8 protein-coding genes are annotated in these 13,345 nt (G+C 60.0%); 7 read left to right on the top strand and 1 reads right to left on the bottom strand.

Going from position 1 to position 13,345, the window contains the following annotated elements; genetic code table 11:
* From cyoB to ACN9M3_RS20675, 7 genes are all read left to right on the top strand, one after another.
* On the top strand, positions 1–2,001 hold the full coding sequence (cyoB, locus tag ACN9M3_RS20705) for a cytochrome o ubiquinol oxidase subunit I (RefSeq protein WP_426318498.1): 2,001 nt from the start codon (positions 1–3) through the stop codon (positions 1,999–2,001).
* Positions 2,002–2,038: 37 nt separating this feature from the next.
* The gene (cyoC, locus tag ACN9M3_RS20700) at positions 2,039–2,641 is read left to right on the top strand and encodes a cytochrome o ubiquinol oxidase subunit III (protein WP_426172259.1); all 603 of its coding nucleotides are present in this window, start codon (positions 2,039–2,041) and stop codon (positions 2,639–2,641) included.
* On the top strand, positions 2,638–2,997 hold the full coding sequence (cyoD, locus tag ACN9M3_RS20695; RefSeq protein WP_426318497.1) for a cytochrome o ubiquinol oxidase subunit IV: 360 nt from the start codon (positions 2,638–2,640) through the stop codon (positions 2,995–2,997). The genes cyoC and cyoD overlap by 4 nt, the downstream gene beginning before the upstream one ends.
* On the top strand, positions 2,994–4,331 hold the full coding sequence (locus ACN9M3_RS20690) for an ATP-binding protein (protein ID WP_426318496.1): 1,338 nt from the start codon (positions 2,994–2,996) through the stop codon (positions 4,329–4,331). The genes cyoD and ACN9M3_RS20690 overlap by 4 nt, the downstream gene beginning before the upstream one ends.
* Positions 4,321–4,863, top strand: coding sequence for a response regulator transcription factor (locus ACN9M3_RS20685; RefSeq protein WP_426162424.1), 543 nt, complete (start codon positions 4,321–4,323; stop codon positions 4,861–4,863). Before ACN9M3_RS20690 ends, ACN9M3_RS20685 begins: the two co-directional genes overlap by 11 nt.
* Before the next feature lie 128 nt (positions 4,864–4,991).
* Positions 4,992–6,461: an amidohydrolase family protein gene (locus ACN9M3_RS20680; RefSeq protein WP_426162423.1), complete on the top strand. Its 1,470-nt coding sequence runs from the start codon at positions 4,992–4,994 to the stop codon at positions 6,459–6,461.
* Positions 6,462–6,585: 124 nt separating this feature from the next.
* Positions 6,586–7,644, top strand: a complete 1,059-nt coding sequence (locus ACN9M3_RS20675; RefSeq protein ID WP_426318495.1) for a porin — start codon at positions 6,586–6,588, stop codon at positions 7,642–7,644.
* Positions 7,645–7,759: 115 nt separating this feature from the next.
* On the opposite strand, the gene ACN9M3_RS20670 is transcribed toward ACN9M3_RS20675, so the two are convergent.
* Complete coding sequence (locus tag ACN9M3_RS20670) at positions 7,760–13,063, bottom strand: hypothetical protein (RefSeq protein WP_426318494.1); 5,304 nt, start codon at positions 13,061–13,063, stop codon at positions 7,760–7,762.
* Positions 13,064–13,345 lie beyond the last annotated feature (282 nt).

The raw sequence follows: 13,345 nt of genomic DNA, 5'->3' as shown, positions 1-13,345 counted from the left end.
ATGTACGAACAAGCTAACCTGAAACAATTGATATTTGGCAGGCTGGGCTGGGATGCGGTTCCCATCCACGAGCCGATTCTGCTGGGTACCTTCATCATGGTGGCGCTCGCGGGCGCCGCCATCCTGGGCCTGCTGACCCGTTACCGGCTTTGGGGGCCATTGTGGCGCGACTGGATCACCAGTGTCGATCATAAAAAGGTAGGCATCATGTATATGGTGTTTGGCTTGGTGATGCTGCTGCGCGGCTTTGCCGATGCGCTGATGATGCGTGCGCAGCAAGCCATGGCCTTTGGCGAGAACCTGGGCTACCTTCCGCCGCACCACTACGATCAGATTTTCACGGCCCATGGCGTGATCATGATCTTCTTCGTCGCGATGCCGCTGGTGACGGGGCTGATGAACTACGTGGTGCCGATGCAGATCGGTGCGCGCGACGTCGCCTTTCCCTTCCTGAACAACTTCTCGTTCTGGATGACTGCATTCGGCGGCATGCTGACCATGACTTCACTGTTCGTGGGCGAGTTCGCGCGCACCGGCTGGCTGGCCTATCCGCCCTTGTCCGGAATCCTGGCGAGTCCCGATGTCGGGGTGGACTACTACATCTGGTCGTTGCAGATCTCGGGCGTCGGGACGCTGCTGTCGGGCATCAACCTGATTGCCACCATCGTCAAGCTGCGCGCCCCCGGCATGACGCTGATGAAGATGCCGGTCTTTGCCTGGGCCGCGCTGTGCACCAACGTGTTGATCGTCGCCGCCTTCCCGGTGCTGACGGCCGTGCTGGGCATGCTGACCCTGGACCGTATGTTCGGCACCAACTTCTTCACCAATGACCTTGGCGGCAATTCCATGCTGTACGTGAACCTGATCTGGATCTGGGGCCATCCCGAGGTCTACATCCTGATCCTGCCGTGCTTCGGCATTTTCTCGGAAATCGTCTCGACCTTCTCCGGCAAGCGCCTGTTCGGCTATACATCGATGGTGTATGCGACGGTAGTTATCACGATCCTGTCCTACATGGTGTGGCTGCACCACTTCTTCACCATGGGGTCCGGCGCCAGCGTCAATTCCTTCTTCGGCATTACGACGATGATCATTTCGATCCCGACCGGCGCCAAGATCTTCAACTGGCTGTTCACCATGTATCGCGGCCGCATCCGCTTCGAGCTGCCGATGATGTGGGCCGTCGCCTTCATGATCACTTTCGTCATTGGCGGAATGACCGGCGTGCTGCTGGCGGTTCCGCCGGCCGATTTCGTGCTGCACAACTCGCTGTTCCTGATCGCGCACTTCCACAATGTGATCATCGGCGGCGTCCTGTTTGGCATGTTCGCAGGCATCAACTACTGGTTTCCAAAGGCCTTCGGCTACCAGCTCGACGCCTTCTGGGGCAAGGTTTCGTTCTGGTGCTGGGTGATCGGCTTCTACCTGGCCTTCATGCCCCTGTATGTGCTGGGCCTGATGGGCGTGACGCGCCGCATGAGCCACTTCGACGATCCATCGCTGCAGCCCTGGTTTATCGTCGCTGCCGTGGGCGCCGTCCTGATCGCTGTCGGCATGGCGGCGATGGCCGTGCAGTTTGCGGTCAGCTTCAAGCGCCGCAAGCAGCTGCGCGACCTCACAGGCGATCCATGGGATGGCCGTACCCTGGAGTGGTCGACCGCGTCGCCGCCGCCGGATTACAACTTCGCCATCACGCCGCGCGTACACGACAATGATGCCTGGACTGATATGAAAAGGCACGGCTTCCAGCGTCCGCTGGCCGGATTTTCTGCGATCCATATGCCGAAGAATACCCGCGCCGGCTTTATCCTGGCGGCGCTCAGTTTCGCGCTCGGCTTCACGCTGATCTGGCATATGTGGCTGCCGGCCGGGCTGTGTTTTGCCGTGCTGCTGGCGGCAATCGTGGCCCACACCTTTAACTACCGGCGCGACTACTACATTCCCGCGGATCAAGTCGCGCACACGGAAGAAATGCGTACCCGTCTCCTGAAAATCGCCTGAACTTATGACTACCAATCATCCTATCGTCGCGGGCGCGATGCCCGCCGACCCTTGCGCGCGCTTCCTGGTGCGCAATCATCATCCGCAGAACGGGACCATGCTGGGCTTCTGGCTATATCTGATGAGCGATTGCCTGATCTTCGCCGTGCTGTTCGCCGCGTATGCGGTGCTGGGACGCAGCTACGCGAACGCGCCATCCGGGGCCGAACTGTTCGACTTGCCGCTGGTGGCCATCAACACCACGCTGCTGTTGCTGTCATCGATCACCTATGGCTTTGCCATGCTGGAGATGCAAAGGCAGAAGCTGAAGCAGGTAATGGGCTGGCTGGCCATCACCGGGGTGCTTGGCGCAACCTTCGTCTTTTTCGAGCTGTTTGAATTCATCCACCTGGTTCAGGAAGGCGCCGGGCCCCAGCAAAGCGGCTTCCTGACCGCGTTCTTTGCCCTGGTCGGCACCCATGGGCTGCACGTCGCCTTCGGCATCGTGTGGCTGGTCACGCTGCTGTTCCAGCTGAAGAAGCATGGCCTGTCGCCGGAGAACCGGCGCCGCCTGATGTGCCTATCGCTGTTCTGGCACTTCCTCGATGTGGTCTGGGTCGGCGTGTTCACCTTTGTCTACCTGATGGGAGTGCTGCCATGAGCGAACACCTGCAGCACGATCCGGCGCACGGCAGCCTGCGCGGATACATCATCGGCTTCGTACTGGCTGCCATCATGACCGCCGTTTCCTTCTGGCTGGTGATGGGCAATGTGTTCGTCCACTCCAGCACGGCGGCCTATGTCCTGCTTGGCCTGGCCGTTGGACAGATCGTGGTACACATGGTGTACTTCCTGCACATGAATGCCAGGTCGGAAGGGGGCTGGAACTTGCTGGCACTCATCTTCACCTTCGTGCTGGTGGCGATCATGCTCAGTGGCTCGCTCTGGGTCATGCATCACCTGAACAGCAACATGATGCCAGGCATGACCAATGGCATGATGCACCATACGCCATGAAGGCTTCCCTGGCGAGCGAGGACGGCGCGGCCGGTGCCGCATCCACCGTCGCCGGCAACATCTTGCACGCCTCCGGACGGCAGAACATGCGGCAGTTGATTGCACTGCGCTGGCTGGCTGTGCTGGGGCAGGGGGCGGCGATCATGGTTTGCAGCGTAAGCTGCGGCGTGCCGCTGCCGCTGCCTGCCATGCTGAGTGTGCTCGGATGCCTGGCCGTCTTCAATATTGCCAGCGTGCTGCGCTGTCGGGGCGAAGCCGCGGTTTCGAACGGCGAGCTGCTGTGGGCACTGTTGGCCGACGTCGCCTGCCTGACGGTGCAATTGCACCTGAGCGGGGGCATCTCCAATCCGTTTGCCTTCCTGTATCTGCTGCAGGTGATGCTCAGCGTGCTGCTGCTCGACCAGCGTTCGAGCTGGCTGGTCGTCGGCGCCAGCACCGCCTGCCTGGCCGCGCTGGCGGTCTTTTCGCGGCCGCTGGAGCTGCCGGCGGACCTTGGCTCCGGCATCTTCAGCTTGTACATTCAAGGCGTGTTGCTGTGCTTCGTGCTCATCGCAGGACTGCTGGTGATGTTTACTGGCCGCATCATTTGCAACCTGCGCCGCACTGCCGGCAAGCTGGCCGACCTGCGCCAGCAGGCGGTAGAAGAGGAGCATGTCGTCCGTTTGGGATTGCTTGCATCCGGCGCGGCGCACGAACTGGGCACTCCGCTGGCGACCATGGCGGTCATTCTGGGCGACTGGCGCCGGATGCCGGAATTCAGCAGCAATCGTGCATTGCGCGCAGAGCTCGGCGAGATGGAAGCGCAGCTTCGACGCTGCAAGACGACGGTCAGCAGCATCCTGCTTTGCGCAGGCCAGACGCGTGGCGAGCTGTCGAGACCCACCACCATCAATGCCTTCCTGTCCGGCCTGGCAGCGGAATGGCGCATCGCCAGGACGGTAGCGGACTTCGAGTTCGACAACCGGATCGGGCGCGATGTGCGTATCGTTTCCGATTCCATCATAAAACAGACCATCTGCAATCTCCTGGACAATGCTCTCGAAGCCTCGCCGCAATGGCTGCGCATGGAAGCAAGCATCGACGGCGAAATGCTGGCAGTGCGGGTGACAGACGCGGGGCCTGGATTCACTGTCGCAATGCTGGCCCAGTTCGGCAAACCATACCACTCCAGCAAAGGGCGCGAGGGCGGTGGACTGGGACTATTCCTGGCCATGAACGTGGCGCGCAGGCTAGGCGGAACGCTGGCGGCCGCCAATCTGGGCCGGGGCGGGGCCAAAGTCTGCCTGCGCCTGCCTTTGGCGGCGATTACGCTGGAGGAGCTCCATGACAACTGATGCCGGGCGCATCCTGCTTTTGGTGGAAGACGATGCCGCATTTGCGCGCACGCTGGCGCGTTCGTTCGAACGCCGCGGCTACCAGGTGCTGCTGGCGCAAAGCCTGGACGAGGTCTGCGACCGGCTGGCGTGCCATGCGCCTGCCTATGCCGTGGTCGACCTCAAGCTGAAAGGCCACGCGACAGGCTTGTCCTGCGTGCAGCTGCTGCGCCGGCGTGATCCCGCCATGCGCATCGTAGTATTGACTGGCTTTGCCAGCATCAATACGGCGGTGGAAGCGATCAAGCTGGGCGCGATCCAGTACCTGTCCAAGCCTTCCAACACCGATGAGATCGAAGCGGCACTTGGCCACGTGGCCGGCACTACGGACATTGCGGCCAGTAGCCGTGCCACTTCTGTCAAGACCCTGGAATGGGAGTATATCCATGCGGTCCTGGCCGAGACAGGCTACAACATCTCGGAGGCGGCGCGCCAGCTGGGCATGCACCGCCGTTCGCTGGTTCGCAAGCTCGGCAAACAGCGGGTCAAGTAGTGGATCAAGCAGCGGGAAAGTTCCATCGCAGTCCGTAAATCGGTCCGGGAAAGTAGCTTGCTCAGGCACCGCCCGGCATGCGCAGCCTAGGATGGGTTGAACACTGCAACCCAGAAAGGAATTCCCCAATGTGCCAGCATCATTCGAAAGCCGATGGCCGAACTGCGACCGGCGCCATCTTGCTCGCGCGGCTGCCGGAAGCCGGGCGGTCGCCAACGCAGCCCGCAGCGATGCCGCAGGACAGCGGCAAGGATCACGTCCAGGTCTTGATCAAAGACGCCTGCATCCTTACCATGGACAACCAGATCGGTGATTACGCATGTGCCGACATCCTGATTGACGGCGACACGATTGCCGCTATCGGATCCGGTTTGGCGCAATGTATCAGCGCCCCGGTCCAAACGATCGATGGACGCGGCAAGATTGTCGTGCCGGGCTTCGTCGACACCCACCACCACCAGTTTGAAACGGCGTTGCGCAGCAGCCTGGCCGACGGTATCCTGTCCGGCGATCCGGCGCAGCCGGAATACCCGAACTACATGGAGCGCATCCTGGGCCGGCTGGCGCCTGCCTACCGCCCGGAAGATGTGTATATCAGTGAGCTGTATGGCTCGCTGAGCCAGCTCGATGCCGGGGTCACCAGTGTACTCGACGTGTCGCAGATCCACCATTCGCCGGAACATACCGACGCTGCCGTAGCAGCTTTACTCGACGCTGGACGGCGGGCTGTCCTGGGGTATTTTGAGGGGCAAGGCCTGGCTTGCAGGTACCCGCATGACATTTTTCGCCTGCAGCGCGAATACTTCGCCGGCACGCAAAGCCAGGTCACGCTGGCGATGGGCGGCGAAGTCTATCTGCCGGAATGGGAGCGCGCCTGGCAGCTCGCGCGTGAACTGGGCCTGCAGATAGTCTTCCACTGCGTAGGCGGCATGGGATCGCAGGCTGTGATGGACGATCTGATTTCACGCGGCCTGCTGCGGGACGATAACCTGATCATTCATATGACCGGTATCAACCAGCCTGCCTGGAAAGCGGTGGCCGAAGCCGGTGCCGCCATCTCGTTGGCGGTGCCGATTGAAATGGCAATGCGCCACGGCACGCCGCCACTGCTGCACGCGCAGGCGGCAGGCATCATGCCATCCCTGAGTTCGGATGTGGAATGCACCATGACGGCCGACTTCTTCACGCAAATGCGATGCGCGCTGACGCTGCAGCGTGGCCTGGTCAACGAGTTGGCACTGGAAGGCGATCATACCTTTGCTCCCGTGTCGGCACGGGAAGTGCTGCAGTGGGCGACCATTGGCGGCGCCCGGGCGCTCCGGCTGGCGTCGCAAACCGGCAGCCTGAGCCCTGGTAAGCAGGCCGACCTGATCCTGCTGGACAGCGAAGCCTTGAACGTCAGCCCCCTCAACCATGCGCCGGGTGCGGTGGTGACCTTGATGGAGCGCAGCAACGTCGACACCGTGATGGTGGCCGGCCGCATCCGCAAGTGGCAGGGACGGCTGGTCGGCGTCGATGTGCCTTCGTTGACGCGCAAGCTGGAAGCTTCGCGCGATTACCTGTTCGAGAAAGCTGGCCTGGCGCGAGTCCTGTTCTAAGCAGGCAACGCCGCCGCTGCTTCATTCGGTCCGGGAAATCGGCGCGCTGCAGCAGCGGCGCGACGCTTCGCGCAGCATCGGATCGTCGGCCTCGTCGCAGGCCATTTCATGAGGCAGCGAATCAATGAGGAAAGTAATGCTAGCGCTGGCGGCCAGCGCATCGGCAGGGACCGCGGCGGCCGGGACGGGCGTAGAACTGTATGGCGTGATCGACATGGCGCTGGTGCATGAAAGCGGCGGACAGGCGGCGCTTACCAAGCTGACCAGCGGCGTCGAGTCGGGCTCGCGTTTTGGACTGCGCGGCAGGGAAGATCTGGGCGGCGGCAGCGCCGCCGTCTTTGTGCTGGAAAGCGGTTTTCGCGCCGATACCGGCCAGGCGGGGCAGGGCGGCCGCCTGTTTGGGCGCCAGGCTTACGTCGGCCTGGAAAGCCGGCTGGGCACGGTCACGCTGGGGCTGCAGCTCACGCCCCAGTACCTCGCCATGGCGGCCGCCGATCCCTTCGACACCGGTATGGCGGGCGATACCGAAAACCTGATGGGCTTCGCCGGTACCATGGAAAGTTCGGTCAAGTACGCCTCGCCGAGATGGCACGGGGTGAACGTGGAACTGGCTTATGCCAGCGGTGACAAAAGCGGCCAACAGCGCGGCGGCCACGCGGCCGGTGGCGCTTTTTCCTATACCAGTGGGCCTCTGGCGGTGCACGTGGGCCACCATCGGCGCAGCAATCCGGCCGCCCCGCCGCCCGAGCCGGACCAGGAGCCAGCCAGCAACACGCTGCTGGCTGCCGTGTATGACTTTGGCGTGGCGAAAACCCATATTGCAGTCGGCAGGGACAAAGGTCCGGACAGCACGCAGATGCGCGACAGTGCCAATTCCTTCGGCTATGCTGTCCCGCCAGGGCCAAGCCACGACAGCCGCAGCATCATGCTGGGCCTGTCCATTCCCCAGGGCGCAGGCATATGGATGGCTTCCTGGCTGCGAAAGCACGACAACACCATCGGCCGCCAGGATGCTACGCAGCTGGCGCTTGGCTACCGGTATTACCTGTCGCGCCGCACCGATGTGTATGCAGCCTACGGCCATATGATGAATCGCAACGGCGCAGGCTACACGGTCGGCAACGCCACAGGCAACGGCAGTGGCGACCGAGCCTTCAATCTCGGTCTGCGCCATACATTCTGAATTCGAAACCTTCAGTTTTCTTTCTTTATCGCGAGCTTGCCCGCCGAAGTCAAGCCCCATTTGGGGCCAGTTCCGGCGGGCGAAGCGCGCTGCTGGTCCACGCGCTTCATCACCATCACTCAGTCTTGGTCGGATCAAATCCGTACTTGAAGCTGACGTCAATCTGGATCCCATTGCGACCGGGCCCGCGGTTCTCGAGATTCCATTTCGCGACCTTTTCCTTCAGCCCATGCATGTATTCATCCATGGCAAAACTACATGAGAGACAAGGTGGAAGTCCGGTATGAAACTTGATATCCATGCGAAGCTTTTTCTCTGGATTGTTGACCGAGGCGCTATCAAGTGAAGCAACGCTGTCCATGAATTTCCTCATGTTTGCTTCAATGTTGGGTAGAGCCTTGTATTCGGTGTCGCCGTCGCGGGGAATGACGATCGGCTGTTGGCCTTCCCTGGGTCGACCAGCCGCGTTCATTGCTCCCAGGTTGGACACGGCACCGGCGTGGTTTCCTGCTCCTGGCAGCAAATCAAGTTGATCCTTGAATGCATACGATCCGCTGATCAATATGCGTGGCTGGGCGGTCACACCTTGAACCGTGGCAGAGTCGAGCGTCGACTCTCCATCGAATGCGTTCATCGTGAACGCCGCCACATTCCTTCCTTTGACCTTGTTTCTTCCAACCTTAACCAGTTCGGACGGATTCTCAACGTTGAATATTTCTTGGCAATTAATGCCAGTCTTGACCGAGTTGTACCTTTCCTTCACGAGCTGATCCAGCTCTGCAAATTCGGCATCGGTACCTCTCTGAATATGGTGTTGCTCGAGATGGTTGATATTGCGCTGTATCTCCGTCCTTTCTTTTTCGTCAGTCGATGCCGCTTTCTGGCGTTGTAATTCCTCTACCAGTTGAGCTTTATCATATGCACCAGCGTCGCATAGCCTACGCAATTGTTGACCAGGCGCACGCTTGGTTCTCGCATTGCCGATGCGCGGCGCGCAGGAAATTTCGTTATAAGCCTGGACCGTGTGCGGACTTGCGTGGACTGCATGCAGACGCCCTTCTTTGTTTTTGAGGTGGTAAAGTGCGCCATCAATTTTGACAACGAGAATCTCTTTCGATCCGATGGAAAAGGCCGCCACGCGCTCCCAGCGGAAAGGCAGCACATCTCCTTCGGGGCCTATGGCGCGCAGCATCGGAACTTTATACGAATGGATGCTGCCGGCCGGTGGCGTCACAACGTCCGAGCCATCGGGCTGGGTCAGGCGGTAGTGGGTCTTCTCCGACGTTGGAGCGCCGTCCTCAACGTAGCGAATGATGCCGTCTGCGTGGCGGCGCGTGTCGCGTTTCAAGACGGTATCTGAGTTGCGATAAGCCTCTCCCTCGTTCGGGCGGGCGCGGCGCAAGCCCGGTCCATCCAGAACGCGTACGTCGGTGCCGTCGCCATAGTAGCTGGTCTTGGCCTGTCCCAAACGGTCGATGGCGACGGCATCGGGCTCGCGCTGCCGATAGCCGGACGAACCGGGCCTGAGGGTGAGCGTGTGCAAGTCAACTTCGGCGAAGCGAGGAGCATCGGCGGCGCCAATCTGGCGCATGAATTTACGCCGGTCTGGATCAAAGAATATACCGCCTTCCTGGCCGCCGCTTGCCTTCAGGTAGCGCTTGCCATCCGATCCCGTAATCAGCATCCCGTGCGGCAGGTCAGCGCCGTCCCGGAGACGTGACCCATCGGTTGTCAGCTTTGCGAGCGCCTCAAGTTCTTTCGCATCCCGGAATCGCTGGAACGCATGTCCATAGCCCACGCTATTCAGCTTCGCGCTTAGATCGTTCGAATCGGCCGTGCTGAGGCCATGGGCCCGCAGCCGGTCACGGAACTCGTTCTTCCCCTTCATCAGCGCATCCACGAAGACCTTCCTGGGTCTCTTCAGGCTCTTGAACTTGACGCCGTGCAAGTTTCCAACGGCCTTGCCCCACTTTGCCGCCTTATTCATGAGCGTGCGCTTGCCACCCAACATACTCACAACTGCGCCACCGCACTGCAGACCGATTATGAACTCGTCGGTCGGGAAGGGATTGACATAGCTGCTGGATGGTGTCGTTCGTGGCGGTCGGGCGCCAACAGGATACTCATAGGGCTCATTTTGAACACGCGGGTCGGTAAAGGCGTCGCGGACTCTGTTGACGCAGCCGTATAGTGGCAAGCCCTCGACGTAGGGCTTGGCGTGCAAGCTGCGCTCAGCATTGAGTTTGTGTGCCTCGAGTTTCTGGGTCCAGCCAAGCTGGGAGAACACTTCCCTGCGCACTTCATGCGGCGTACCGGGGAAACGCCGCTCGATACCGAAAGTGCCGCTGCGAATCTGATCCGGCGCTCGTTCGAAGAACTCCGCGGGATGATTTTTTACGTAGAACATGGCTTGATCCTCGACAGTGTTCAGATCATGATCAGCGATGTCCTCGATGCTTGCGGCCATGGGAGTGAGCGAGGCGTGCCTTCCGGCATCGAACGCAAGCCTGTAAGGCTGAGGCTGGTTCGCGCCATCTGAGCGCAACATCACGATCATGATGTTATCCGGCGATTTGACGGTGTGCGATCCCATCTGTACTTGTGGCTTGAGAATTGCTTCTGGCTGGCGATGAAGCCCGAACAACAAGTCCAATTGCGCATGCGCACCACGTTCGACTGTCTTGAAATAATCCCTTGCGCGCTGATCGTATTCTGCAAAAATGCGCTCGCCGTCGATGGTGACTTCCTGGCCTTGAGCGGCGAGTCCGCCATGAGGCACTTCGATCAGGAAAGTTCGCTGTCGATATGAGTTACCGTCGGAACCGCGGCTGTAATGGTTGCCATGGGCGAATGCGTCCAGCAGGGTCTCATTACGGACGACGCGGTTGTCGAAACTGACGGGCCGTACCGGGTATTTGACGGTGGTGACACTTTCGGGCCGTCCCGAGATATACTGTTCACCGAACACCGCTGCAATCTCAGCCAGGGATGGAGGCGGGTCAACCAGGGCTGCCCGGATCTGTGCAAGTTTCTGATCGCGGACGGCATTGGGACGTTGCTCGAAGTCTTTCATGATGTCGGCAAGGACGGTGTCGTCGGATTTTCCCTCCGCACCGTAGGCCCCGGTCAGGAGCGCGAAGTCGCTTGCCATGTGATGCTGCCCCAACGCGCCCAGATCATCGTTCATGAATTGGGTAATGATGGTCTGCGCCGCTGCGTCCATTTCCTTTTCAGACCTGATCGGGATGTTTGCGGCGCTCAATGCTGCATAGCCGACCCGATAGTTCAAATGCCTGTCATCGGCCCATTGCATCTGTTCCAGTACGGATTCCGGGACTTGGCGAAGCGTAGGATCGAGCTGGTCAATGAGGGCGAGGGTAAAGGCAAGCTTGCCCTGCTCGCCCACCGGCAGCTCTCCTGCACAACTGGCCAGCATGGCCGCCTTGGCCTGGGCACATGTCTTTCCGTTCAGCTGATCCTTATGTTCCCTGAACCACTGGGCGGGACTTTTTCCGAGAAGGCTGAGAATGAAGCTGTCGTCCCCTGCGGTCTTCAGCTTCCAGTCCGCTTGCAATGTCTGAAGAAGTGCTTTCGCCGCGCCATGCGTCTGCTGATGGGTGAGTACATGCAGACGTGCATTGCGGTGGCGATGGTGGTGGTTGCTTGGGGTTGTGGTGTAGCGCAGCTTCAGGACCTCCAGTTCGAGCAGCCGATCGAGCTTAGCAGCAAGACTGCTGGCATCGGTGGCATTCGATCCCTGGAATGGTGGTGGTAGCTCGCCACTGCCTCGTTGAACATGAAGTCGCTGGACTTCAGCTTCGGTGTCGGCGATGTGCTGATCGAGCAGCGTTTGCGCGTCGCGTTGCAATTGCACCGGGTCGCGCGGTGCTGGTGCATTCAGCCGCGAATAGGCTTCAAAGTCGTTTCGGAAAACCGTTTCGTTGGCATGGACGGTTTCCAGCGGCACTGAGAACAGTTCGTTGGTTTGCGCGGTCGCGTCGCTAGGAGCAAGTTCGCGGCGCTGCCGTGCTGACGCAGAAGCATTGTCAATGATGGCGTGCTTGAAATCGATATAGTCTGAGTAAGTTGCCTTCGGGCCGGTGTGCTCGCCCTGCATTTCGCCAGGCTCATGTTCGGTTTCAATGGTCACGTCATCATCGCCGGCCTCGTCGGTTTGTGCGTCAACCACGTTTTCGACCGGTTGTGCGGTACCAGCGGTGCCGATCTGCGATAGAACCGCGGCCCCTGCCGCGATAACTGGATTGCCAGTCAGGGCCATGGTAGCCCCGGCCACCAAGGCGGTCTTCGCAACCTCGGTTGCGGCCTCCTGCCAGCCCTTGCTTTGCTCGTTGGGAGTCTGTGCCGCTGGCTGCGGCTCCTGATGTTGTTGCTCGTATGCTCGCGCCTCTTGCAGGCGTTGCTCGAAGATGGCGGTTCTTCCTTGCGCTACCGTCGTGGTTTGTGGCCCTGTAACCTGCTGGCCTTCGAGCATGCGTTGCGCTTTGAGCCGAAGCACCGGCTCGAACTGGGCGCCTAATGCCAAGCCCGAAAATATCACGGCAGTCGCTTTTTGCTTCAGGCCCGGTTCAGGCTGTGGCCGGCTGGAGTATTCGTCATCGACTTCTTTCTGCTCTCCATAGGCCTTGGCAAAAGCTTCCTGATAAGGCCCATGGTTGTGGCAAAAGTGCTCATAAATATCTTGACGGAAGCGATTGATATCTTCCTGACGCACTTTGTCATCGCGTAAGCCTTGTGCATCGGCAATTAATGCCCTGAAAATGCTCGATCCGTCCGGATCGGAACTTACATTGGGCGGAGTGGGACCGTTGTCAGTGGCCCAGAAGCGGGCCTCCTCATCCTCCCCCTGTTGGTAGACACGGAGCACATCCTTGAGTATGCCTTCCTTCGGCGGAAGGTCGTTTGCCAGCCCGACGTCGGCCACATGGATGCTTTTGCCGAGCATGTCGGCAATACCGTGCAACAGCACAGGCATCAGTGATTCGGGAATGGGGGCGCCAGGGGTCAGCAGACTGTCCAGCAGGTCCGGTCGGATCAATTCGCCAAAGCCGTGTTTGAAGAATGGCGCAAAGACTTCGGGAAAATCCTGCAGCACCGTCGCACGACTGGAATGAACGGATCCAAGCGTTTGCCAACTTCGGAATTCTTCGAGTTTCTTCTTCAGTCCTTTAGGATCTGTTATCCAGGAGCGGGGAATCCCTGGATCCTTCTGATCCAATTTACTCGCATAGATCCAAAACATCGTCTCTTCGTGTGGCGCATTGCATCCCGACGGCGGTGGCAAGGTAGGCACTTTACCGCCGCTATTCGTTGAATTATCGTTTGCCGTACTTCGTTCGCCGATGTTGTTGGCCCGGTTCGACGCGATGTCGGGATTTGGCACAATGATTGAGAACTTCACTTTGTTTATTCCAATGAGTTAATGGCATGCCTTGGGAATTCCCAAGGCTGCCGGTGCTGGATTGATCAAAAGTTGCGCTGCGCCGGAACATTTTCCGGATGAGTAAGGGCTGGGCGCATAATGAAGTGCGCGCTACAGGATCAACGGTTCGACCGGCGTCGCGCTGGAAATGGATGCGGAGTTGCTCAGTACGCATCTTGGGCCGGGAGCTGAGGGAGCGCCAATGACGGTTAAGGTCCCAAGCAGGAGGCCGCCAGAGGAGGGGGCGCGGGAAGAGGAAAT

Source organism: Pseudoduganella sp. R-43, from assembly GCF_049913255.1.
Taxonomy (GTDB): domain Bacteria; phylum Pseudomonadota; class Gammaproteobacteria; order Burkholderiales; family Burkholderiaceae_D; genus Rugamonas.
Note: the sequence above shows the minus strand (reverse complement) of the source record. Positions and strands in the feature narration are given on the sequence as shown.

Bases quoted from the DNA above. Each gene is read 5' to 3' on its own strand.
- cyoB (WP_426318498.1), top strand. From the start codon at position 1: ATGTACGAACAAGCTAACCTGAAACAATTGATATTTGGCAGGCTGGGC.
- cyoC (WP_426172259.1), top strand. From the start codon at position 2,039: ATGCCCGCCGACCCTTGCGCGCGCTTCCTGGTGCGCAATCATCATCCG.
- cyoD (WP_426318497.1), top strand. From the start codon at position 2,638: ATGAGCGAACACCTGCAGCACGATCCGGCGCACGGCAGCCTGCGCGGA.
- ACN9M3_RS20690 (WP_426318496.1), top strand. From the start codon at position 2,994: ATGAAGGCTTCCCTGGCGAGCGAGGACGGCGCGGCCGGTGCCGCATCC.
- ACN9M3_RS20685 (WP_426162424.1), top strand. From the start codon at position 4,321: ATGACAACTGATGCCGGGCGCATCCTGCTTTTGGTGGAAGACGATGCC.
- ACN9M3_RS20680 (WP_426162423.1), top strand. From the start codon at position 4,992: ATGTGCCAGCATCATTCGAAAGCCGATGGCCGAACTGCGACCGGCGCC.
- ACN9M3_RS20675 (WP_426318495.1), top strand. From the start codon at position 6,586: ATGAGGAAAGTAATGCTAGCGCTGGCGGCCAGCGCATCGGCAGGGACC.